25 protein-coding genes are annotated in these 22,811 nt (G+C 70.8%); 21 read left to right on the top strand and 4 right to left on the bottom strand.

What is annotated here, in order from left to right; all coding sequences use genetic code 11:
* The first annotated feature begins 128 nt into the window (after positions 1-128).
* Both OTB19_RS19460 and OTB19_RS19465 read left to right on the top strand, forming a co-directional pair.
* Positions 129-923 (top strand): IclR family transcriptional regulator, encoded by a 795-nt coding sequence (locus OTB19_RS19460; RefSeq protein ID WP_267799556.1) that lies wholly within the window; start codon positions 129-131, stop codon positions 921-923.
* The gene (locus OTB19_RS19465) at positions 920-1,330 is read left to right on the top strand and encodes a RidA family protein (protein WP_267799558.1); all 411 of its coding nucleotides are present in this window, start codon (positions 920-922) and stop codon (positions 1,328-1,330) included. The genes OTB19_RS19460 and OTB19_RS19465 overlap by 4 nt, the downstream gene beginning before the upstream one ends.
* A gap of 110 nt (positions 1,331-1,440) precedes the next feature.
* On the opposite strand, the gene OTB19_RS19470 is transcribed toward OTB19_RS19465, so the two are convergent.
* On the bottom strand, positions 1,441-2,781 hold the full coding sequence (locus OTB19_RS19470) for a M14 family metallopeptidase (RefSeq protein WP_267799560.1): 1,341 nt from the start codon (positions 2,779-2,781) through the stop codon (positions 1,441-1,443).
* 127 nt (positions 2,782-2,908) lie between these two features.
* On the bottom strand, positions 2,909-4,639 hold the full coding sequence (locus OTB19_RS19475) for a chitinase (protein WP_329442798.1): 1,731 nt from the start codon (positions 4,637-4,639) through the stop codon (positions 2,909-2,911).
* Between the two features lie 322 nt (positions 4,640-4,961).
* Between OTB19_RS19475 and OTB19_RS19480 the strand changes: the two genes are divergently transcribed.
* The 14 genes from OTB19_RS19480 (at position 4,962) to OTB19_RS19545 (ending at position 16,288) form a co-directional block, all read left to right on the top strand.
* A complete protein-coding gene (locus OTB19_RS19480) occupies positions 4,962-5,855 on the top strand; it encodes a hypothetical protein (RefSeq protein WP_267799562.1) in 894 nt (297 codons plus the stop codon).
* Between the two features lie 43 nt (positions 5,856-5,898).
* Positions 5,899-6,600: a Flp pilus assembly protein CpaB gene (cpaB, locus tag OTB19_RS19485; RefSeq protein WP_267799563.1), complete on the top strand. Its 702-nt coding sequence runs from the start codon at positions 5,899-5,901 to the stop codon at positions 6,598-6,600.
* Between the two features lie 7 nt (positions 6,601-6,607).
* The gene (locus tag OTB19_RS19490; RefSeq protein ID WP_267799564.1) at positions 6,608-7,888 is read left to right on the top strand and encodes an AAA family ATPase; all 1,281 of its coding nucleotides are present in this window, start codon (positions 6,608-6,610) and stop codon (positions 7,886-7,888) included.
* Positions 7,889-7,957: 69 nt separating this feature from the next.
* On the top strand, positions 7,958-8,317 hold the full coding sequence (locus tag OTB19_RS19495; RefSeq protein WP_267799565.1) for a TadE/TadG family type IV pilus assembly protein: 360 nt from the start codon (positions 7,958-7,960) through the stop codon (positions 8,315-8,317).
* Between the two features lies 1 nt (position 8,318).
* Positions 8,319-8,777, top strand: a complete 459-nt coding sequence (locus OTB19_RS19500) for a TadE/TadG family type IV pilus assembly protein (RefSeq protein WP_267799566.1) — start codon at positions 8,319-8,321, stop codon at positions 8,775-8,777.
* Positions 8,774-10,129, top strand: coding sequence for a CpaF family protein (locus tag OTB19_RS19505; protein ID WP_267799567.1), 1,356 nt, complete (start codon positions 8,774-8,776; stop codon positions 10,127-10,129). The genes OTB19_RS19500 and OTB19_RS19505 overlap by 4 nt, the downstream gene beginning before the upstream one ends.
* The gene (locus OTB19_RS19510) at positions 10,126-11,064 is read left to right on the top strand and encodes a type II secretion system F family protein (RefSeq protein ID WP_267799568.1); all 939 of its coding nucleotides are present in this window, start codon (positions 10,126-10,128) and stop codon (positions 11,062-11,064) included. The genes OTB19_RS19505 and OTB19_RS19510 overlap by 4 nt, the downstream gene beginning before the upstream one ends.
* 13 nt (positions 11,065-11,077) lie before the next feature.
* The gene (locus OTB19_RS19515) at positions 11,078-11,971 is read left to right on the top strand and encodes a DUF5936 domain-containing protein (RefSeq protein ID WP_267799569.1); all 894 of its coding nucleotides are present in this window, start codon (positions 11,078-11,080) and stop codon (positions 11,969-11,971) included.
* Between the two features lie 102 nt (positions 11,972-12,073).
* Positions 12,074-13,348, top strand: a complete 1,275-nt coding sequence (locus OTB19_RS19520; RefSeq protein WP_267799571.1) for a sensor histidine kinase — start codon at positions 12,074-12,076, stop codon at positions 13,346-13,348.
* Entirely contained in the window at positions 13,348-14,034 is a 687-nt protein-coding gene (locus tag OTB19_RS19525) for a response regulator (protein ID WP_267799572.1), read from the top strand. Before OTB19_RS19520 ends, OTB19_RS19525 begins: the two co-directional genes overlap by 1 nt.
* Before the next feature lie 110 nt (positions 14,035-14,144).
* A complete protein-coding gene (locus OTB19_RS19530) occupies positions 14,145-14,393 on the top strand; it encodes a hypothetical protein (RefSeq protein ID WP_267799574.1) in 249 nt (82 codons plus the stop codon).
* Positions 14,390-15,025: a pilus assembly protein TadG-related protein gene (locus OTB19_RS19535; protein ID WP_267799576.1), complete on the top strand. Its 636-nt coding sequence runs from the start codon at positions 14,390-14,392 to the stop codon at positions 15,023-15,025. The genes OTB19_RS19530 and OTB19_RS19535 overlap by 4 nt, the downstream gene beginning before the upstream one ends.
* 74 nt (positions 15,026-15,099) lie before the next feature.
* On the top strand, positions 15,100-15,645 hold the full coding sequence (locus OTB19_RS19540; RefSeq protein ID WP_420716865.1) for a hypothetical protein: 546 nt from the start codon (positions 15,100-15,102) through the stop codon (positions 15,643-15,645).
* Between the two features lie 4 nt (positions 15,646-15,649).
* On the top strand, positions 15,650-16,288 hold the full coding sequence (locus OTB19_RS19545; RefSeq protein WP_267799580.1) for an OmpA family protein: 639 nt from the start codon (positions 15,650-15,652) through the stop codon (positions 16,286-16,288).
* Positions 16,289-16,367: 79 nt separating this feature from the next.
* On the opposite strand, the gene OTB19_RS19550 is transcribed toward OTB19_RS19545, so the two are convergent.
* Entirely contained in the window at positions 16,368-16,898 is a 531-nt protein-coding gene (locus OTB19_RS19550) for a TetR/AcrR family transcriptional regulator (RefSeq protein WP_267799581.1), read from the bottom strand.
* A 104-nt stretch (positions 16,899-17,002) separates the two neighbouring features.
* Between OTB19_RS19550 and OTB19_RS19555 the strand changes: the two genes are divergently transcribed.
* On the top strand, positions 17,003-17,443 hold the full coding sequence (locus OTB19_RS19555) for a nuclear transport factor 2 family protein (protein WP_267799582.1): 441 nt from the start codon (positions 17,003-17,005) through the stop codon (positions 17,441-17,443).
* A gap of 140 nt (positions 17,444-17,583) precedes the next feature.
* Here OTB19_RS19555 and OTB19_RS19560 read toward each other — a convergent pair whose 3' ends face one another.
* Entirely contained in the window at positions 17,584-18,159 is a 576-nt protein-coding gene (locus OTB19_RS19560) for a TetR/AcrR family transcriptional regulator (protein WP_267799583.1), read from the bottom strand.
* Between the two features lie 113 nt (positions 18,160-18,272).
* Between OTB19_RS19560 and OTB19_RS19565 the strand changes: the two genes are divergently transcribed.
* The 4 genes from OTB19_RS19565 to OTB19_RS19580 all read left to right on the top strand — a co-directional run bounded on the left by OTB19_RS19565 (position 18,273) and on the right by OTB19_RS19580 (position 22,597).
* The gene (locus OTB19_RS19565) at positions 18,273-19,871 is read left to right on the top strand and encodes an MDR family MFS transporter (RefSeq protein ID WP_267799584.1); all 1,599 of its coding nucleotides are present in this window, start codon (positions 18,273-18,275) and stop codon (positions 19,869-19,871) included.
* A 490-nt stretch (positions 19,872-20,361) separates the two neighbouring features.
* Positions 20,362-21,189, top strand: coding sequence for a polysaccharide deacetylase family protein (locus OTB19_RS19570; RefSeq protein ID WP_267799585.1), 828 nt, complete (start codon positions 20,362-20,364; stop codon positions 21,187-21,189).
* A gap of 247 nt (positions 21,190-21,436) precedes the next feature.
* Positions 21,437-21,757: a nuclear transport factor 2 family protein gene (locus tag OTB19_RS19575; RefSeq protein WP_267799586.1), complete on the top strand. Its 321-nt coding sequence runs from the start codon at positions 21,437-21,439 to the stop codon at positions 21,755-21,757.
* A gap of 210 nt (positions 21,758-21,967) precedes the next feature.
* Positions 21,968-22,597, top strand: coding sequence for a hypothetical protein (locus OTB19_RS19580; RefSeq protein WP_267799587.1), 630 nt, complete (start codon positions 21,968-21,970; stop codon positions 22,595-22,597).
* The last annotated feature ends 214 nt before the right edge of the window (positions 22,598-22,811 follow it).

A 22,811-nucleotide genomic window follows, 5' to 3' on the forward strand; every position in this document is an offset into this window, starting at 1 on the left:
GCGTTGCGGGTGGTGCCTGTGGCTGTCTAACATCCCGGATGACGACGGGTCAACGGTGTCGGTTCCGTTCCCCTCCGTTCCCCCCGCCGCGGGAGCCGCGTCGGAGGCCCGCTACGAGAGGACACGGCGTGAGCCAATCGGTGGAGCGGGCCCTGCGGATCCTCCCCGTCCTGGCCCGGGGCCCCGCCGGCCTCGGCGAGGTCGCCGAGGACCTCGGCGTGCACAAGAGCACCGCCCTGCGACTGCTGCGCACCCTGCACGAACAGGGCTTCGTGTACCGGCAGCAGGACGGCCGCTACCGCCTCGGCGCCCGCATCTTCGCGCTCGCCGCCGAGGCCATCGAGAACCTCGACATCCGCGGGATCGCCCACCCGCACCTGGTCGAGCTGAACCGGCTCACCGGCCACACCGTGCACCTCGCCCTCCACCAGGACGACGAGGTCGTGTACGTCGACAAGGTCGACAGCCGCTACCCGGTGCGCATGTACTCCCGCATCGGCAGGCCCGTCCCGCTCACCGTCGCCGCCGTCGCCAAACTCCTCCTCGCCGACCTGCCCGAGGCCGAACGGCGGGCGCTGGCCGACCGGATCGAGTACCCGGCGTACACCGCCCGCTCCACCCCCGACGCGCAGACCTTCCTGCGCGAGCTGGACCTCGTGCGGCAACAGGGCTGGGCCACCGACTTCGGCGGTCACGAGGAGTCCATCAACTGCGTCGGCGCGCCCGTGCGCGGACCGGACGGGCGGGTCGTCGCCGCCATGTCGGTCTCCGCCCCCACCGTGGTGGTCGGCGCCGACGCACTGCTCGAACTGCTGCCCCTGGTGCGCCGCAGCGCCGACGCGATCAGCCGCGAGTACTCGGGCTCCGCCCGGGACCCGGACCAGGACCTCGTACAGGAACCCGCACAGGAGGACACGCCGTGACCGACAAGATCGCCATCACCCCCGACACCCACACCACGCCGCCCGCCAGGTTCTCGCACGGCGTGCGCAAGGGGAACCTGCTCCAGGTCGCCGGCCAGGTCGGCTTCCTCCCGCACGTCGAGGGGCAGCCGCCGACCCCCGCCGGGCCCACCCTGCGCGCCCAGACCCTCCAGACGCTGGAGAACGTCCGCTCCGTGCTGGAGGCGGGCGGCGCGAGCTGGGACGACGTGATGATGATCCGCGTCTACCTGACCGACACGGACCACTTCGGCGAGATGAACGCGCTCTACAACGCCTACTTCGAGGAGCAGGGCCTGAAGCAGGCCCCGGCCGCCCGCACCACCGTGTACGTGGGGCTGCCCGCCGGGCTGCTGATCGAGATCGACGCGCTGGCCGTCCTCGGCTGACGCGGGCCGCGCAGGGCCGAGGCGCACGGCCCGCGGCCTCGGGGCCGACGCGCGGGAGGGGCGCCCCCCTGGCGGTGGGGCGCCCCCGTCGGGGTGGACCGGCGGTCACGTCACTGCGTGCAGTACTGCGCTTCCTTGCCGATCGAGCGGTACATGCAGTCCGCGTTCTCCAGGAGTTGCAGCACGGCGTCCTTGTTGCGCGCCGTCTCCCGGTCGATCACCTCGTCGGGCGGGTAGAAGCCGCCCCCGCCCCCGGACTCGGACGGGTACATCTCGAAGGTGTAGGAGAAGATGCGCTGGTTGCCCCACAGCCAGTCGTCGATCGTCCCGTCGGTGATGTACAGGTCGCTCGACTGCTCCGGCGTGTAGCCGTTGCTGTTGGCCATGCTCGTGCCGATCTTCTTGTACGCCGCCAGGTCGTCGGCGCTCAGACCGGGCGCGGTGTCGTTGTACGTCCACCCGAACGGCCACAGCACCAGCTCGCTGTAGGTGTGGAAGTCGATGGCGGCCTTGATCTGCTGCTTGCCGCCCACGATCCGGCTGCGGACGAAGTCGGACACCACCTTGACCTCGGGCGCGGAGGACGCGGCGGCCCCCCGGTAGGTCTCGGAGCTCTTGCTGCCGCTGGAACCGCCGCAGCAGCCCCACTTGTAGTCCCAGTTGCGGTTCAGGTCGGTGCCCACGTACGAGGAGCCGGAGTTCGGCTGCCGGTTCTTGCGCCAGGAGCGGTAGGAACCGGTGGCGATGTCGTACTCGCCGCCGTCCGGGTTGAGGTCGGGGATGATCCAGATCTCGCGGCCGTTGACGGCGTTGGTGACGCGGGAGTCGGTGCCGTACTTGGAGCCGAACTCCTTGAGCAGGTACAGGGCCATCTCGACCGTGAGGTGCTCACGGGCGTGCTGGTGGTGGGTGAAGAGCACCTCGGGTTCGGCCTCGTCGGTCGCGACGTTGTCACTGATCTTGATCGCGATCAGGTCCCGGCCCTGGTACGACTTCCCGATGACCTTCTTGCTCATGATCCCGGGGTACTGGGCGATGCGCTGGTCGATCTCCGCGTTCGCCTCGGCGTAGTTGTGGTACTTCGAGTCGGCGGACGGGAAGTCCATCGGGCTCGCCGCGACGCCGCGCTCGGAGCGGTCGGGCGGACCCGGCAGCGCGGTGAGCTTGTAGCCGAGGGCGCGCAGGCTCTTGGCCTGCATCGGGTCGGCGCTGACGACCACCGAGCGGGCGTCCACCTCGTCGATGGAGGCGCCCGTGCGGAGCAGGGCGGTGCGCTCGACGGCCGTGGCCGGCCCCTGGATCTCGTACTGGACGATCGCCTCGTCCTGGGTGGCGGTCGAGGGGGTGGGTGGGGTGGATGCCGTCGCGCTCAGGCCGTAGGCGGGTGCGCCGAGGGCGAGCGCCAGCAGGGCCGCCGTGACGGCGGCCCTCCGGCGGGTGTGGAGCCGCATGCGTTCTCCTGGGTGGGAGGTGGGGGTGCCGTGCGGACGCGCACAGCGTGCTCTCATGGCATGTCCGGGTCAAGAATTCGAACCGGCCAATGTGACCGGTATCCACGGCCACCCCCACCCCTACCGCCTACGGCAGGCCGTGGACCTTCGGACCCACCGCGTTCGACCAGGAGCCACCCGCCTTGGCGTCCCAGTTGGTCGACCAGGTCATCGCGCCGCGCAGCCCCGGGTAGGTCTTCGCCGGCTTGAACGCACCGCAGTTCGTGCCCCGGGCCAGGCAGTCCAGGGCGTTGTTCACGATGGTCGGGGAGACGTAGCCGCTGCCCGCGCCGCTCGGGGACGCCGGCACGCCGATGCCCACCTGGGAGGGGTCGAGGCCGCCTTCGAGCTGGATGCAGGCCAGCGCGGTCAGGAAGTCCACCGAGCCCTGGGAGTAGACCTTGCCGTCACAGCCGTTCATCGCGCCGCTGTTGTAGTACTGCATGTTGACGACGGTCAGGATGTCCTTGACGTTCAGCGCCGTCTTGAAATAGCCGCCCTGCGTGGACTGCATGTCGATCGTCTGCGGGGCCATGGTGAGGACGAGCGAGGGGCCCGCCTTCGCCGACAGCGCGCGCAGCGCCTGCGTCATGTAGGTCGGGTTGAGGCCGTTTTCCAGGTCGATGTCGATCCCGCTGAAGCCGTACTCCTGCATCAGCGCCCAGGCCGAGTTGGCGAGGTTGTTCGCCGAGGCGGAGTCGTTGACCGAGATGGTGCCCTTCTCGCCGCCGATGGACAGGATGACGGACTTGCCGGCCGCCTTCTTCGCGGCGATGTCCGCCTTGAACTGGGGCACGGTGTAGCCGCCGAGGCCCGCCGAGTCGAGGTTGAAGGAGATGCCGCCGGGCGTGGTCGTGGCGTCGGCGAAGGAGACGGCGATGATGTCGTACTGCGCCGAGACGTCCGAGAGCTTCTGGACGGTCGCCCCGTTGTTGAAGTTCTGCCAGTAGCCGGTCAGGGCGTGCTTGGGGACGCCCGGGTTCGGGTTGCCTCCGCCGCCCGTGGTGGTGCCCGTCACCGCGGCGGACCGGGGCCCCTCGCCGGCCGCGTTGTACGCGCTCACCTGGAAGGAGTACGAGGTCGAGGCGGCCAGGCCCGAGATCTGCGCGGAGGTCGAGGACACCGTCTGGACGCGGACGCCGTCCTGGTGGACGTGGTAGCCGGTGGCGCCGGCCACCGCGTTCCACGAAAGGGTGAGGGCGTTCGCGCTCTGGCCGGAAACGGCGGCTCCGGCGGGGGCGCCCGGGACGCTCGGGCCGGGGTCGGTGCCACCGCCCCCGTCCGGGCCGAAGACGCTGAACTCGTCGACGACGAAGCCCGGCTGGCCGTACCAGCCGTGCGTGTAGACGGTCACCTGGGTGGTGTTGGCGCCGGTGGAGAAGGTGGTCGACAGCTTCTGCCAGCCGCCGCCCGTGCCGGGGGTCCAGGTGGACACGTCCTGGGTGCCGGTCCCGGTCGCGCCGAGGTACACGTACGAGCCCTGCACCTGCGTGCTCAACGTGTACGTGGAATTCGGCTTGACCGTGACGGTCTGGCTGCACCGGGCGTTGTCCGAGCCCGCCGGGGTGGCCTTCAGGGCGCCCGCCCCGGCGAAGACGGGGGAGGACACGACGGCGCCGCTGCCGCCGGTGCAGGACCAGTTGGCCAGCCCGGACTCGAAGCCTCCGTTCCGGGCGACGTTGACGTCGGCGGCTTGCGCCGTACCGGCGGTGAGGGCGGTCAGGCCTCCGGCGGCGAGGGTGGCGGCGCCCAACAGGGCGAGGGAGCGTATGCGGTTCACGAAGGCTCCGGTGGGGGGAGAAGGGGATGTGAAAGGCATGGCAGGGGCAAGTGGGGTACCCCGGAGCCAAGTTGGTCCAGACCAATCCCCCTGTCAAGGGTCTTGGCGATGTGGCTTGAAACGACCGCTCCGCCCCCCGTGCGCCGATCCCCGATGTCCGGATTTCTCGCCACCTGCGCCCTCTGCCCCCGGGCACGGGAATCCGCAAGGCCCTGCCCTGTCAGGGAGGACGCGGATATGGTGCTGAGGCAAGGGGGAGCTGCGCGGATCGTTTGCGGTCGCGCAGTGCGTGCGCGTACGTGGGGACTGCGTGACGGGGGTGGGAACGCCCGTGGCGTACAGGGTGAACGGGGGGATTCGCGTGCCGACCGCCATTGCTGTCACCAGTGCCGATCTGGTGCTGCCGGCCCCCGACCGCCACACCCCGACCGCCGCCGTCCTGCGCCCGCCCGACCAGGTCGACCTCGACGGGGCCCTCGCCGAGACCGCCGCCCTCCTGGAGCGACACGGCCACCTCGTGGTCGTCGTACCGCCCTGGCTGCCGCTCGCCACCATCCGCCGGCTGCACACCGTACGGGCCATTCTGGAAACCGACCGGATCGCGCTCCTCGACATCGATCTGCCGCCCCTGGGAACGGCCCTGCTGGTGCGTCAGCTCCGCCAGCTCAGCGTCTGCGACTTCAGCCCCGGGATCCTGGCCTCCGCGGCCCGCCTGCTGCCGCACTACATCTACGCGGGCGCCCTGCTCGGCAGCGTCGCCAAACTGGACCGGGTACCGGTCGGCCTCAAGGCGCACGCCAGGTCCTGGTCACCGAGCGCCCAGTTCGCCGTACTCGCCCACCCCACCCCGCACCTCGCCAGGCTGGGCACCTCCGGCTCCTCGGGCGCCCACAGCGCGGGCGGCGCCGCCGCGGGGCTCCCCGCCGGCCCCGGCTTCGCGACCCACCTCACCTTCGCCCGCGGCCAACTCGCCTCCGACTGGGTGACCGCCGAACTCGCCCCCGCGTGGCAGGTGCAGGGCGTCATGGAGAACCCGCTGCCCGCCGACTCGCCCGTCTGGTGGGCCACGTCGAAGCTCGTCGAGTTCGCCGCCGCCATCCCGGACGTGTCCGTCCTCTATCAACTGGTCGCCTCCGTGCGGCGGGAGCAATGCCGATGGTGTGGCTTCGAACTCATCGGCGACCGCTGCGGCTTCTGCTCCGCCCCGCTGACGGCCCCACCGCCCGCGGCCGCGACATCCCGATCCAGACCCTGACCACCGGCCCGAACGAACGAAGAACGGCGAGGTAGTACGGCCCATGAACTCACGCCAGCGCCGCGGCGTCATCCTGCTCCTCCTGTCGATCCTGTGCGCCCTCGCGGCGTTCGCCGGGGTGCTCGTGGTGATCGGCGACGTCAACTCCAAGGTCGGGGCCGAGGTCGTCGCCTACCGCGTGAAGGGCGACATCGCGCCGTACAGCCCGCTCACGGCGGGCCAGTTCGAGCAGGTCACGGTCCCCCAACGGTGGCTGTCCGAAACGGCCGTCACCGACCTCGACGGACTCAGGAACAAGATCGCGCTCACCACGCTCAAGAAGGGCTCGCTGCTCCAGACGGACATGTACGTCGACAAACCGCAGCTCCAGCCCGGTGAGCAGGAGATCGCCATCATGATCGACGCCGCCACCGGCGTGGCCGGCAAGATCACCTCCGGCGCCAAGGTCAACATCATCGCCACCTTCAAGGGCGCCAAGGAGACCGACCCCTCGCGCTCCGTGATCATCGTCGCCAATGCCCGCGTCCTGGGCGTCGGCAAGCTCACCGCCCTCGACAAGGACAGCGACCGCAAGGGCCCCGCCGAGGCCGTCCCGATCACCTTCGCCCTGAACACCAAGGACACCCAGCGCGTCGCGTACGCCGAATCCTTCGCGGAGCACGTCCGGCTGGCCCTGGTGGCCCCCGGCACCGATTCGGCGCCCAGCCCGAGCGACCGCACGTACACCCTCGACGGGGACAAGTGAGGCCCGGATGACCACCCGAATCCTCCCCGCGTCCGGCGACCCGGACGCCGCCCGCGCCATCTCCACCCTCCTCAGCCAGCTCCCGGACGCCGAGCCGGCCGCCCCGGTCCCCGATTCCACCGCGCTGCTCGACACCCTCGCCCGGCTGGCCGCCGAATCCCTCGACGACCTGCCCGAGGTGGTCCTGGTCCACGAGCGGATCGGACCGCTGCCCGCGCTGGAACTCATCCGCGAAGTCGCCCTCCGCTTCCCCGCCGTGGGCGTGGTCCTGGTGTCCTCCGACGCCGCACCCGGGTTCTTCGCCGCCGCCATGGACTCCGGCGCCCGCGGCCTGATCGTGCTCCCCCTCGCCTACGAGGAACTCGCCGCGCGCGTCCAGGCCGCCGCCCAGTGGGCCGTCGGCGTACGCCGCCACCTGGGCCGCAGCCCGGACCTGCCCGCCGGACCCGGCGGCCGGGTGGTCACCGTCGCCGGCGCCAAGGGCGGGGTCGGGACCACCTTCACGGCCGTCCAATTCGCCCTCGCCGCAGCCGCCTCCGGACGACGTACCGCCCTGGTGGACATGGACCTTCAGGGCGGCGACGTGGGCTCGTACCTCGACGTGCAGTTCCGCCGCTCCATCGCCGACCTCGCCGGGATCCAGGACATCTCGCCCCGGGTCCTCCAGGACGCGGTGTACGACGACCGGACCGGACTCGCGCTGCTGCTGGCCCCCGCCGACGGGGAACGCGGCGAGGAGGTCGACGAACGCGCCGCCCGACACGTCGTGACCGCCCTGCGCGGCCGCTACGAACTCGTCGTCATCGACTGCGGCACCCAGGTGACCGGCGCCAACGCGGCAGCGGTGGAAATGGCCGACATCGCCGTGCTCGTCACCACCCCGGACGTGGTCTCCGTCCGCGCGGCGAAGCGGCTGGTCCGCATGTGGGAACGCCTCCAGGTCCGCAAGGCCGAGGACACCACCATGGTCGTCAACCGCTGGAGCAAGCACACCGAGATCCAACCCGCCCTCATCGAGAAGATCACCAAGACCCGTGCCACCCGTACCCCCGTCCCGGCCGCCTTCAAGGAACTCCAGGCGGTCGTCGACGCGGGCCGGGTCCAGGACCTCGACAACCGCTCCACCGTGAAACAGGCCCTGTGGACCCTGGCCGGCGAACTCGGCCTGCTCACCGCCCCCTCCACCGCCGCATCGGCCGACGGCGCCGTCCCGCCGCCGCGCTCCGCCGAACTGGCCGTCCGGCCGTCCGGGCCCATGGCCCGGCTGCGCCGCGGCCGGGAGGGCTGACGGATGCCCGCGCGGAGACGGGGACGGGGACGGGTGTGCGGAGCGGTGCGGGGACGGGCCCGGGGACGGGTGCGGGAGGCCCGCCGGGACCGGGGCCAGGTCGCCGTCGAGTTCGTGGGGATGGTCCCGCTGATCCTGCTGCTCGTGGCGGCGGTGTGGGAGTGCGTGCTGATCGGGTACGCGTTCTCGCTGGCCGGCAACGCGGCGGACGAGGCGGCCCGGGTCGGGGCGGTGCACGGCGACGGTCCGTGCCGAACGGCGGCCGGCAAGTACATCGGGGGCGCCTGGAACATGACCGCGAAATGCGGGAAGTCCGGTGACATCTACAAGGCCACCGTCAGCCTCAACGTCCCCGTGTTCTTCCCCGGCCTCGACATCGGCGTCCCCATCACGGGCGAGGGCGGCTCCGCGCTGGAGAAGGAGGACTGACGTGAACCGGCACCCTGATCCGCACCGTGACCCGCACCGCGACCGCGACCGCGACCGCGACCGTGACCGCGACCGTGACCGCGACCGCATCCGTGGCCGCATCCCTGGCCGTGACCGGGGGCAAGTGGCCCTGGAGTACATCGGGTTCATCCCGATCCTGCTCTTCGTCGCACTGTGCGGCATCCAGCTGGGCTGGGTCGCCTACGTCCACCAGCAGGCGGAGACCGCCGCCCGCACCGCCGCCCGCGTCGAGGCACGCAACCCGGGCGCCGGATCGGCCGCGGGCAAGTCGGCGGTGAAGGCGAGCCTGGGCGCCGAGGTGGCCGTGTCCACGACGTCCGACGCCGTCACCGCGACCGCGACCATCACGATCAACTCCATCGTGCCCGGCCTCGACATCGATCCCGCCACCGCCACCGCCACCATGCCCAACGACGACCCGAAGGTGACCGGACCATGAGCCTGCGTTCCCGGGTCAACACCCCCGACGACCGCCACAGCCACGGCGACGACGGCCGGCTGGTCTCCTCGTACCGCGCCAAGCTGCTGGAGGAGATCGACCTCGCCGAGATGTCCGCGCTCGCGCCCACCGAGCGCCGGGCCCGCCTGGAACGCGTACTCGGCCACATCATCAGCCGCGAGGGCCCCGTCCTCTCCACCGTCGAACGCGCCCAACTGATCCGCCGCGTCGTCGACGAAGCCCTCGGTCTCGGCGTCCTCGAACCGCTCCTCGAAGACCCCTCGATCTCCGAGATCATGGTCAACGGACCCGACCAGATCTTCGTCGAACGCGCCGGCCGGGTGGAGCAGCTGCCCCTGCGCTTCGCCTCGCACGAACAGCTGATGCAGACCATCGAGCGCATCGTCTCCACCGTCAACCGCCGCGTGGACGAGGCCAATCCGATGGTCGACGCCCGCCTCCCCAGCGGCGAGCGCGTCAACGTCATCATCCCGCCGCTGTCCCTCACCGGCGCCACCCTCACCATCCGCCGCTTCCCCCGCGCGTTCACCCTGCACGAGATGATCAGCCTGGGTTCGCTGGACGAACAGATGCTCATGCTGCTGTCGGGCCTCGTCCAGGCGAAGATGAACGTGATCGTCTCCGGCGCCACCGGCACCGGCAAGACCACCCTCCTCAACGCCCTCTCCGGCCTGATCCCGGAGGGCGAACGCATCATCACCATCGAGGACTCGGCCGAACTCCAACTCCAACAGGCCCACGTGATCCGCCTCGAATCCCGCCCCCCGAACGTCGAGGGCAGCGGCCGGATCACCATCCGTGACCTCGTACGCAACTCCCTGCGCATGCGCCCCGACCGCATCATCGTCGGCGAGGTCCGCGGCGGCGAGACCCTCGACATGCTCCAGGCCATGTCCACCGGCCACGACGGCTCCCTCGCCACCGTGCACGCCAACAGCTCCGAGGACGCCCTGATGCGCCTCCAGACCCTGGCGTCCATGTCGGAGGTGGAGATCCCCTTCGAGGCGCTCCAGGACCAGATCAACAGCGCCGTCAACGTCGTCGTCCAACTGACCCGCTTCGGCGACGGCTCGCGCCGCATCACGGAGATCTCCATCCTCGACTCGCACGGCCGCGAACCGTTCCGCATCACCACCGTGTGCCGGTTCGCGGCCCAGCCGATGGGCCCGGACGGCCGCGTCCACGGCCACTTCGAGTACTACCCGCTGCCACGCCGGATCGCGGACCGCCTCTACATGAACAACCAGCCGATTCCGCAGGCCTTCGGCGTCGCCCTGTCGGACGACCAGCCGGCCACCCGGACCGCACGGACCACTCGGACCCTCCTGTGAACACAACCGTCTCCCTCACCCTCGGCGCCACCCTCCTGGCCGGCCTCCTCGTGGTCTGGGGCGTCCACGCCTACTCCGCCGGCCGCGCCCAGCGCGCCGCCCTGATCGAACGCCTCTCCGCGAGCGGCGCCCCCGAGCCCCAGGGGCGCAGACGCCGCTTCCGGGAGATCGACCGTCGGCTGCGCCGCACCCGGCTGGGCCGGCGCATCGAGATCAAGCTGGCGACCACCGGCCTGGACCTCACCCCCGGCGAGTTCTTCGTCTACATGCTGCTGTCCGTGGCCGGGGTCTGGCTGGTCTTCGCGTCCTTCCTCGCCCCGTTCTTCGGACCGGTGGCCGGACTCATCGCGCTCTGGTCCGCCAACGCCTTCCTCAACTGGCAGCGGGCGCGCCGCACGGAGCGGTTCATCAACCAGCTCCCCGAACTGGCCCGCATCCTCGCCAACGCCACCCAGGCCGGCCTGGCCCTGCGTACCGCCATCGGCATCGCCGCCGAGGAACTGGAGGCCCCGGCCGGAGAGGAACTCGCCCGGGTCGCCGACCGGCTCGCCATCGGGCACTCCATCGAGGAGTCCCTGGGCGAACTCACCGAACGCCTGCCCTCGCGGGAACTGGTCGTCCTCGTCTCCACCCTGGTCCTGTCGGCCCGCGCCGGCGGCGCCATCGTGGGCAGCCTGCGCAACCTGACGGTGACCCTGGAACAGCGCAAGGAGACGCGACGGGAGATCCGCACCCAGCTGTCGCAGGTGACCGTGACCGCGTACCTGGTTCCGGCCATCGGACTGGGCTCCCTGCTGCTGGTGGACATGATGATGCCGGGCGCGCTGGACCGGATGACGGGAGCGTTCATCGGGCAGACGGCCGTCCTCGTCGCGCTGGGCCTCTTCGCCCTCGGCTTCGTCCTCATCCGGCGCCTGTCGAAGATCGACGTGTGAGGGGCCCCGACCGATGACCGCACTCCTTCTCGCCCTGGCCCTCGGCCTGTCCGTCTTCGGCGCCCTGTACGGGCTGCGCCTCTACCGCGCCGACGTCAAACTCCCCAGCGACCTCGCCCTGGCCTTGGAGGTCGGCGCCACCCGCACCACCGCCGTCGGCTCGCTCGTCGACCGCCTCGGCATCCGCTGGGCCCCGCTCGTCCTGCGCCTGATGGGCCGGGACCGCGTCGCCCGCAAGCGCCGCCAGATCGACATGGCCGGCAACCCGGCCGGCCTGACCATCGACCGCTACGCGGCCCGCCGGGCCGTGTACGCCCTCCTGGGCGGGCTCGGCGCCTTCTCCCTGCTGATCAACGGCCAGTTCGTACCGGCCCTGCTGATGGTCGCGTTCGGCCTGTTCTGGATCGAGGTCGGCCTGTGGTCCGCGATCCGCGTGCGGCGCGATCACATCGAACGCACCCTGCCCGACTTCCTGGACGTCCTCGCCGTCGTGGTGAGCGCCGGGCTGGGCTTCCGGCAGGCGCTGGAACGGGTGGCGGGCAAGTACGAAGGCCCGTGGTCCGACGAGATCCGCATCACCCTCCAACAGATGGACATGGGCGTCAGCCGCCGCCAGGCCTTCGACGAACTGCGCCGGCGCAACGACTCCGAACAGGTCGCCCAGTTCGTGACCGCCCTCCAACAGGGCGAGGAACTCGGCTCCCCGATCGTCGAGACCCTGATCGCGATCGCCGAGGACATGCGCCGCACGGACGCCCAGAACGCCCGCCGCCGAGCCGCCCGCGCCGTCCCGAAGGCCACCTTCTCCGTCACCATGTTCATGCTGCCCGGCACACTGATCCTGCTCGTCTGCGGATTCGTGTACGGGGCGAACATCGACTTCGGCGCGATGTTCGGAGGCGGCTGAGCCATGCCCCTTCCCTTGTACCGGGGCCTTGCCCTGAAGCGGGCCCTTCCCCTGAACCGGGGCCTTCCTCCGGGCAGGGGCCTTCCGCCGGACCCGTCGGGCGTGCCGGACCCGTCGGGCGTGCCGCGGGTGAACGCGCTGCGGGCCTCGGCCCGGCACGTCCTCGTGCTCCGGCTCGCCCTGATCGCCCTGGGCGCCCCGACGGCACTGCAACGGTCGGCGCCCGGCGGACCGACGTACCTGACCGCGGGCGCCCTCCTGGTCACCTTCACGCTGTCCTACGCCGTGTTCCGCGCGGGGGAGCGCCTCGGACCGCTCCTCCCGCGCCACCGGGCGCTGCTCGCCCTGGACATGGCGCTCATCACCCCGCTGCTCGTCATCGCCGGCCCCGCGCTCCCGCTCGGCCTCGTCTGCCTCTGCACCCCGCTGCTCGCCGGACTCCTCCACGACCGCCGCGCGGCGGCCGGGTACGCGGTCGCGCAGGCGGCGGTGGTCGCGGTCGTGACGGTGGTCGAGGCGGTGACCGGAGCGGGGGGCACGGGCATGTCGGGGGTCGGGGACGCGGGCGTGTCGGGAGCCGAGGGCGTGTCGGGGGGCGGGCCCCTGCTGTCCGCCCTCGCCCTGCCCGCCCTCTGCCTGCTCGCGGGGGCGGCGGGGGCCTGCCTGCGGGACCTCCTCACCCGCTTCGACGAGGCGAGCCGGACCTGCGCCGAGGCCGCCGCCCGCCGCGCCGCGACCCAGGCCGCCCGCGCCGAACGCGACCGACTGGCACGCGAGATGCACGACTCCGTCGCCAAGACCCTGCACGGCCTGGCCCTGGCGGCGGACGCCCTGTCCCGCACCGCCGACCCGGCCGCGGTCCACGCCCAGGCACGGGCGGTGGCCGAGGCCGCCCGCCGCGCCGCGGCCGAGTCCCGGCACCTCCTGACCGACCTCCGAAGCGACGAAGCCACCCCGACCACCCGACCCGCCCCCGCCACCCCCCTCCTCGCGCAACTGCTATCCCTCGCCGCCCACCACCCCGGCGCCGCCCTGCACACCACCGGAACCGTCCCACCCGTACCCCCCGAGGTCACTCGCGACCTGGTCGCGGTGGCCGCGGAAGCCCTGGAGAACGCCCGCCGGCACGCGTCCGCCTCCCGCGTCGACATCACCGCCGCGGCCTCACCCGCCGGCCTCCGCCTCACCATCACCGACGACGGCCCGGGCCTGCCGCCCGGCGGCCCCGACCCGGCCCACCTCCGCGCCACGGGCCACTTCGGGCTGCTCGGCATGACGGAACGCGCCGCGGCCATCGGCGCCCACCTCGCCATCGGCCCCCCGGCCACCGGCCCCGGCACCCAGGTCCGCCTCGACATCCCCCTCGGGAGCCCGTGATGCCGCCCTTGCGCGTCCTGATCGCCGACGACAACCCCGTCGTCCGCGCCGGCCTCTCGGCCCTCCTCGCGACCGCCCCCGACATCGAGGTCGTCGCCCAGGCCGCGGACGGCCGCGAGGCCCTTCAGCTCACCCGGACCCACACCCCCGACGTGATCCTCCTCGACGTCCGGATGCCGGGAGTCGACGGCATCTCGGCGCTGCCCCACCTGGCGCGCCTGGCACCCGTACTGATGCTGACGTACAGCCAGGAGTCTGAAATGGTCCGCGAAGCCCTCCTGCTGGGCGCCGGCGGCTACCTGGTCCACGGCGAATTCACCCCGGACCTCCTGCTCACGGCGGTCCGCGACACCCACGCCGGCCGCGCCCACTTCACCCCGACGGCGGCAACCGCGGTCCTCGCGGAGCTCCGGGCCTCTTCGCAACCGCAACGGATTGTGGCACAGTCTTCTCAGCGCCTTCCCAACCACATCGCGTTCGGGCTGAGTTCACGTGAGGAGGAGGTCATGGATCTGATCGCATCCGGGATGAACAACCAACAGATCGCGGCCACCTGCTTCATCAGCGAGAAGACGGTCAAGAACCACATCAACCGCATCTTCGCGAAGCTCCAGACCACCACCCGCAGCGAAGCCATAGCCCGCTGGCTGGGAACCGCCCGTCCAGGGGTGGCCGGCCATGGGTAGACAGTCTGCGCAGTGGGTCCGTAATTGGGCCCCGGGACCCTTGGTTATCACCGGTAACTCCCCGTACGGTCCGCAAATCGACAGCGGCACCGGCCCGGGAGGAAACCCTCATGTCACACAACACGCTGCTGAAGGCCACCGTGCAGACGAAGATCCGCCTGCGCGGCTGGACGGACACGGCGATGACGAGCATGCGCAAGCGCTACACGACCACGGACCGAGGCCAGACGGCCTTCGAGTACCTGGGCATCATCCTGGTCGTCGTGGTCATCATCGGAGCGATCATCGGCACGGGCATCGGGACCGAGATCACCACGAAGATCAAGCAAGCGATCACGGACATCAAAGCCGGCAAGTGACCTTGGGCAGACGGCTGGATGATCGCGGGCAGGCCTTTCCCGTTTATGTCGTGGCGGTGGTGGGTCTGCTCTTTGCTGCGCTCGCCTTCTTCGTCGTCGGAATGGCGGGAGCCACTCGCAGTGACGCTCAGGGCGCGGCGGACGCTGCGGCGCTTGCGGCGGCTCAAGAGGCGAGGGACAAGGTCTTCGTGGATCGAGATCTGCTCGTCCTCAAGACGGCTGACTGGGAGGCGATTCTCAGGGGTGATCGTCTCGATGGATCGGGCGCCTGCGCGAAGGCCGTCGAGTTCGCCGCTTTGAACGCCGCCACGGCGGAATGTGAAGCCGCCCTACCAGAGTTTACGGTCGCGGTGACCACCGACGGGACAGTCGGGAACTCGGTCATCCCGGGTACGGAGGCCATGCACGGCGAAGCCACGGCGAAGGCCGTGATCGAGCCTCGGTGCACTCTCGGGGCGGGTCCGATCGCAACGCCGAGCCCGACGGCCCCACCCGGTGATGGTGGCGTCGAGGCGCCCGCCACTGTCGCGTTGACATGCAAGGGCGGCGTATCGGTGGAGCTGGATCCTTCGAGCCCGGGCTCCCTGCTTCAACTGGCGAGGAAACTCTTCAGCGTGCGACTGGTTAACTGACAGCGAATGAGAGATGGGGAAGCGGCTACATGAGCACTCGGCACAGGACTGGTGTCCGTGGGGGAGCGGTCGTAGTGGTCGCGGCGGTCTTGGCGCTCGCACTCGCGGGATGCGGTGTCGGCGACGACTCCAAGGCCAAGGAGCCGCAGAAGCCCTCTTCCGCACAGTCTCAAGGCGGCGGATCCAAGACCCCCGTGCCCTCCGGGGGCCAGACATCCGCGCCAACCGAGGTCATCGCCACGGTGGAGGGGGCGAACGGCATGGTCCTCGTGATCAACTCTGCGAAGCGCGACGCCGGAGGGTTCCTCACGGTCAGCGGTCAGATCAAGAACAACGGAAGTCAATCGTTCGCAGGGACCTCGGCGTGGCGGGGCAACGAACTCAACCAGAGCGGTGAGTCCGTGGCCGGCGCGACATTGGTCGACAAGGCTGGCAAGAAGCGGTACTACGTGCTGCGCGACACCGATGGCAGGTGCCTCTGCACCACCGGTGTCTCCAGTGTGGGTGCGGGTCAGGTCGTGCCCATGTTCGTCCAGTTTCCAGCGCCTCCGGCAAGCACCGCAGAAATGGAATTCAGTCTCCCCACCTTCGCCACGGCGACCGTCAAAATCTCCGGGTGACCCCATGACCAAACGACACCGCGTCTCCGCGTCCACCGCCGTCGTCGGGCTCGTCATCGCCGGCGCGCACTTCATCGGGGCCACCAGTGCCCACGCCGACGACGTCAAGCCGTCGGTGCCGCCCGGTACCGAGCCTTCGGCTTCGGCTCCCGTGGCCATCGACTCGAACGCCCCCGGGCTCAAGATCCCGCAGGGTGGGACCCTCGCGCCCGTCAAGGTGCTCGACATCGCCGAGGTCGTCGAGGACCTCGGGGGTGAGGAGCGGCGGCAGGAGACCAATCAGACCGTCATGATGGCGCTGCAGTCCGAGGTCCTGTTCCCCGAGAACAGCGCGGTGTTCAACGCGCAGGCGGCGGCGCGGATACAGGCCATCGCCAATGAGATCAACCAGCAGAAGGCGACCCGCGTCCGCGTCTTCGGGTTCACCGATGACCAGGGCAGTTATGAGCACGGCAAGGAGCTGTCCAAGCAGCGCGCCGACGCCGTGCAGGCGGAGTTGGGCAAGACCGTGACGAACCCCGGCGTCATCTTCGATGTCCGCGGTTACAGCGAGGACTACCCGATCGCCGACAACGGCACCGAGGAAGGCCGGAAGAAGAACCGGCGCGTGGAGATCACGTTCCCCCGCGGCAGCGGTCAGTAGGCCTTCGGGCGGCGGGTGTTCGTCCGTCGGCTCTCACCGCATGACGGCACCGCCCCTCACCGCATGACGGCACCGCCCCTCACCGCATGAGGACGGCCGCCGCCTCGCGGGCCCGGTGGGCCGGCGCGGGGCCGGGGTCGAGGGCGGCCACGACGGTGGCGCCCTCGACCAGGAGCAGGAGTTGGTCCGCGAGCGGTTCCCGGTCGGGGCCGGCGAGGTCGGCCAGGAGGTTCCGCAGCTCCGCCTTGTGGCGGCGGATGACGTCCACCACGGCCTCGGGTCCGGTGCCGAGTTCGCCGTAGGCGTTGAGGAACGCGCAGCCCCGGAAGTCCGGCTCGCGGAACCAGTCCGCGAGCCAGTCGAAGACGCCGAGGATCGGGTCCGGCGCTTCGCTCACCGCCGTGCGCAGGCTTGCCGTCCAGCGTCGGTCGCGGCGTTCCAGGTAGGCGGTGACCAGGGATTCCTTGGCGGGGAAGACGCGGTACAGCCGTTTGAGCGGGACGCCCGATGCGGCGCGGATGCGGTCCATGCCGACGGCCTGGATCCCCTCGGCGTAGAACAGGGTCTCCGCCGCGTCGAGCAGTCGGGTCCGGGCCTCTTCGTCGTCCATGAGGGCAGCGTAGTCCAGAGGCGCTTGCCTGGAGAACGATCGTTCTCTATGGTGCGGAGCAGAGGGAGAACGATCGTTCTCTCCGTGTCGAGAGGGCTGATTCCATGACCGCCGCCGTACCCCGCCCGCCCCTGCCGCCCTTCACCGAGGAGAGCGCCCGCGCCAAGGTGCGAGCCGCCGAGGACGCGTGGAACAGTCGCGACCCCGACCGCGTCGCGCAGGCGTACACGCAGGACTCGGTCTGGCGCAATCGCGACCGCTTCCTGACCGGCCGCGCCGAGATCCGGGAGTTCCTCGCCGACAAATGGGAGCGCGAGCTGGACTATCGACTCCGCAAGGAACTCTGGGCGTACACCGGGAACCGGATCTCCGTCCGCTTCACGTACGAGTGGCACGACACCGCCGGCCAGTGGTGGCGCAGCCACGGCAACGAGCAGTGGGAGTTCGACGACGACGGCCTGATGCGCCGCCGGGAGGCGAGCATCAACGACGTCCCCATCGCCGAGGAGGATCGCCGACTGGTCCGACCGCGCCACGACACCTGACAGCCCCCGGCCCGGAGCCCCACCCGAACGCCGGCCCGGCGTCCTGCCCGAGCTCCCACCCGGCCCCCGGCTCGGCGTCCTGCCCGAATCCCCGCCCCGCGACCCGCCCGGTAACCCCGCGACCCGCCCCGTAACCCCCGCTACTGCCCGTGCGCCTGCGTGATGAGGTCCGTGGCGACCTCCAGGGCCGCCTGGCGGGTCTCCTCCGGGTTGCCCTCCACGTGCTGGAGGAACATCATCCCGGCGTGCAGCGTGAACAGGGCGCTCACGCAGCGCACCTGGTCCGTCAGCGGCCCGTCTTCCGTCCTCAGTAGTTCGACCAGGGTGAAGAGGCGCTTCTTCACGGTCTCCCCGATGCTCAGTTCCCGCATCGTCGCCTGGTTCTCCTGCATGAACCGGTACAGGGAGGCCCCGGCCGCCATCGCCTCGCTGTAACGCCGGAGCACTTCCCGCTTGGTCTCCAGCGTGCGCGGCTGCTCCTCCGCCCACGCGATCAGCTCGTCGATCGGACGCGTCACGTCCTCGAAGAGGCTGATGATGATGTCTTCCTTGGTCTTGAAGTGGTAGTACAGCGCGGCCTTCGTGACGTCCAGCCGCTCCGCGATCTCGCGCAGCGACGTCTTCTCGTACCCCTGCTCGGCGAAGAGCTCCACAGCCACGTCCTGGATGCGCTGACGCGTGTTGCCACGGCGCTGCTGCGGACTGCTGCTGGTCATGGCGCTCCCCAAAATTACTTACTTGACGCCCGGCTAGTGACGGGTTTACCTTCCCCAGTGTAGTGAACTAGCCGGGCGGCAAGTAAGCCCCGGGGGTCAGGGGAGTGGACGAGATGGCGGAAATGACGAAGAAGGCCGAAACCTCGGAGGAGGTGAAGCCGCGCAGCGTCCGCGTCGTACTGATGGCGCTCATGATCGCGATGCTGCTGGCCATGCTGGACAACATGATCATCGGCACCGCCATGCCGACGATCGTCGGCGAACTCGGTGGCCTGGAGCACCTCTCCTGGGTCGTCACCGCGTACACCCTGGCCACGGCCGCCTCCACCCCCATCTGGGGCAAGATCGGCGACATGTATGGCCGGAAGGGCTCCTTCCTCACCTCGATCGTGATCTTCCTGATCGGTTCCGCGCTCAGCGGCATGGCCCAGGACATGGGTCAGTTGATCGGGTTCCGTGCGATCCAGGGCCTCGGCGCCGGTGGTCTGATGGTCGGCGTCATGGCGATCATCGGCGACCTGATCCCGCCCCGTGAGCGCGGCAAGTACCAGGGCATGATGGCCGGCGTGATGGCCCTCGCCATGATCGGCGGCCCGCTGGTCGGCGGCACCATCACCGACCACATGGGCTGGCGCTGGTCCTTCTACATCAACCTTCCGCTCGGCGCCGTCGCCCTCGCGATGGTCACCGCGGTCCTGCACCTTCCCAAGAAGAAGGCCCAGGGGAAGATCGACTACCTCGGCGCGGCCCTGTTGACCATCGCCATCACCTCCACCGTGCTCGTCACCACCTGGGGTGGCACCGAGTACGCCTGGGGTTCCGGTGAGGTCATCGGCCTGATCATCGTCGGCATCGTGTCGATCGCCGCGTTCCTCTACGTCGAGACCAAGGCCGCCGAGCCGGTCATGCCGCTGCACATCTTCCGCAGCCGCAACTTCACGCTCATGTCGGTGATCGGGTTCCTCGTCGGCTTCGCGATGTTCGGCGGCGTGCTCTACCTCCCGCTGTTCCAGCAGTCGGTGCAGGGCGCCTCCGCCACCAACTCCGGCCTGCTGCTCCTGCCGATGCTGCTCTCGATGATGGTCGTCTCGCTGATCGCGGGCCGCATCACCACCAGCAGCGGCAAGTACAAGATGTTCCCGATCGTCGGCGGCGCGCTCATGGTCGTCGGGCTCTTCCTGCTCGCGACCATGGACACCGGCACCACCCGCCTGATGTCCGGCGTCTACATGGCGGTCCTCGGCGCGGGCCTCGGCTTCCTGATGCAGATCACCATGCTGGTCGCGCAGAACAGCGTCGACATGAAGGACATGGGCGTCGCGTCCTCCTCCGCCACCCTGTTCCGGACCCTCGGCGGTTCCTTCGGTGTCGCCCTGATGGGCTCGCTGTTCACCTCGCAGGTGACCGACACCATGACCGACCGACTGGGCCCCGAGGCCGCCGCGAAGGCGGGCTCGGCCCAACTGGACGCCGCGAGCCTGGCCAAGCTGCCCGAGGCCATGCGCGACGCCTACCAGCACGCGGTCGCGGCCGGCACGCACTCCGCGTTCCTGCTCGGCGCGGTGATCGCCGTACTGGGCTTCGTGGCCGCCTGGTTCGTCAAGGAGGTCCCGCTCCGGGGCGCGGGTCCCGCCCAGGCCGCCGGCGGCGAGGGCGGCGAGGGCGGCGAGGGCAAGACCGCCCAGGCTCCCCAGGAGTCCGTCGCGCACTGAGCGAGGCACGTGATGCGCGCGTGGCGTACGCGACGTGTGTGACGTATGCGACAACGTGGGAATCAAACGAGCCCGGCACCGGCGGATGCATCAATCCGCCGGTGCCGGGCTCTTTCCGCACCCGCACCCGCACCCGTACCCGGGCCGGCCCCGCCCACGACCGCCCGCCCATGCCCGCGTTCCCGCCCACGCGTGCCGTGACCGCGATCGCCGTGACACCTGGTGCGGGAGTCGCCCCACGCGGGGTCGAGTGAATCCCGTCCACGGGAGGGGAGGTTGAGCCGCGAGGTGATGGGTAGCAGGTTGGGGCGATTCGGCCCGGTTTCAACGGGCCCGAAAATACGGACGATCGGGGACGAATGTCCCATTACTTGGAATTTATGGGGGAATTCACTGGAACCCCTCCTCGTCACCCGGCGTCTGGAAGACGAGGGGGCACCACCGGCGGCGGTCGGAGGCGCCCACGAGGTGAAGGGGAGTGGACAGACTCATGGGGTTCTTGGCACGCAAGCGCAAGCAGGCCGCACAGTCCCGGTTGACCGTCGTGGCGGCCGCGGTGGCCGTCGCCGCGACGGTATGGGGAGCGACGGCGATCGTCGGACCGGACCACCCCATCGGACACGAGAACGCGGCCGGTCGCACGGACGACCCCGCCGGCGGCGCGCCGGGCTCGCCCGGGTCGCCGAACGTGCCCCGGCAGCGCATGCCCGAGGGGATAGCCCACGCCTCGGAGGGCGGCGGAGACACGGTCAACGTCACCATCGACGACGGCCCCGATCCCCGATGGACGCCGCAGATCCTCGCCGTCCTCGCGGAGCACGAAGTGAAGGCGACCTTCTGCATGGTCGGCCCCCGGGCCGCGGCCCACCCGGACCTGGTCAAGCAGGTCGTCGCGGCCGGGCACCGGCTCTGCGACCACACCATGTCCCACGACACGGCGATGGACAAGAAGCCCGTCGCCTACCAGAAGGCGCAGATACTCGACGCGCAACGACAGATAGAGCAAGCCGCGGGCGGCGGCGCCAAGGTGGAGTACTACCGGGCTCCGGGCGGCGCGTTCACGCCCGACAGCCGGCGCATCGCCGCCGAGGCCGGCATGCGTCCGCTCGGTTGGAACGTGGACAGCAAGGACTTCAGCAAGCCGGGCGTCGCCGCGATCGTCAACACGGTCAAGGGCGAACTGAAGAACGGTCCGACCGTGCTCTTCCACGACGGCGGAGGCAACCGCGCGCAGACCGTCGAGGCCCTCGACCGGGTCCTGGCCTGGCTCGACGAGCAGGGCCGCCCCACCGGCTTCCCGGTCCGCACGGCCCCCTGACACGCCGTCCGGCGGCGAACGGGTGAGGGTCGTCCCGCCGGCCCCGCCCCCGGTGTTCCCTGGCCGTACGCGGCCGTACGCGGCCGTACGCGGCCGTACGCGGCCGTACGCGGCCGTACGCGCGGCTGTACGCAGTCGTACGCAGCAGCCGTACGCGGGGCCCGCACGCAGCCGCGTACCCGTCACCGCGCACGAGAGAACCCCGCGCGGACCGAATCCCGCGCACGACCCGCCGGAGGACCGACCCGTGATCGCACCCGAGCACCTCACCGACCCAGCCGTCCGCGCCTTCGTCACCGCCGTGAACGCGGGCGACCGGGCGGCGTTCGACGCCGCCCTCGCCCCGGGCGCGACCATGTCGGACGACGGATCCGACCGGGACCTCGGCGAGTGGACCGAGAAGGAGGTCTTCTCCTCGGGCGGCCACATGGCCGTCGCCTCGCAGTCCGAGGACGGTCGCGCCCTCGTCGTCGACTACCGCAACGACACCTGGGGCGAGATGCGGACCGCCTGGCGGTTCGACGTCACCGACGGCCGCGTCGGCCGCTTCGAGACCGGCCAGGCCTGACCCGTGCCCCGGCCGGGCCCGGCCCCCTGGTTCGACCGGCCGGGCTCACCTCGGCGTCCGGCCGGCCCGCCGCCGCAACTGGCGTTCATCGGTTGGTATTCCGGGCGAATCGCGGAATCCGTCATCCTCGGGTCCGTCCCCCCCTGCCCGTACGGGTGAACGCGCGCCCGGTGTCGTTCCGGCCCGCCGGAAGGCCCCGTTGGGTCGGGCATGAAGCGCACCCGCACCGCCGCTCTCGCCCTCGCCGCCGCCGTGGCCGCCCTCGCCCCCGCCGTCGGCCAGTCCGCGGCCACCGCCGCGCCGGCCACGGCGTACCTCCAGGACCCGGGCGGCGAGGAGAAGGCGATGAAGTCGATGTGGACCAAGGACGACATGCACAAGGTGGAGGCACAGTTCCGCTTCCACCCGTCGGTCCAGTACAAGACCGTCACCAAGCCCGGCCCCGACGGTGCCCGGGAGTACGAGCGGAAGGTCGCCGACCCCAAGACGCTGGCGTGGTCGCCCTCGTACGAGTTCGCGTGGGCGGTTTCCGACTCCAAGCTGGTCAAGCGGGCGGTGACCACGAAGGACGGCAGGCACCCGCTCGTCGTGCACGCCGTGCTGCGCGACGCCAGGCGGGCCAAGGCGGGCGAGGTGCGGCAGGAGCTGACGGACCAGCCGGCGACGGGCCGCACGAAGGTCCCCGGCGGGAAGCGGATCGCCTGCGACACCGGGACCTACACGGTGGAGTGGTCGGTCACCCGGACCGGCTACGGGACGCTCACGGGCACGTTGAACTGGGATTCCGACTGCGGGCAGTACCGCACGGCGTTCTCGCAGGACAACGGCCGACAGAAGTAGCGCGACGGGCTCGAAGGCCCGAAAAGGCCCGACGGACGGGACGGGCCGGGCAGGGGAACAGAGAAGGCAGGGGGAGGGGCCGGCCGCCCCGCGCACCTTGTGGGTGCTCGTCGGGCGGCAGGGCCGGCTGGATCAAGTGCCGTGACTGCCATGGTGCCGCACGGGGTGGGATGCGGCAGGGGGCGAAAGTCCCCATTCCCAGGGGCTTTCCGTA

Origin of the sequence: Streptomyces sp. H27-H5 (assembly GCF_026627505.1) — a bacterium.
Lineage (GTDB): Bacteria > Actinomycetota > Actinomycetes > Streptomycetales > Streptomycetaceae > Streptomyces.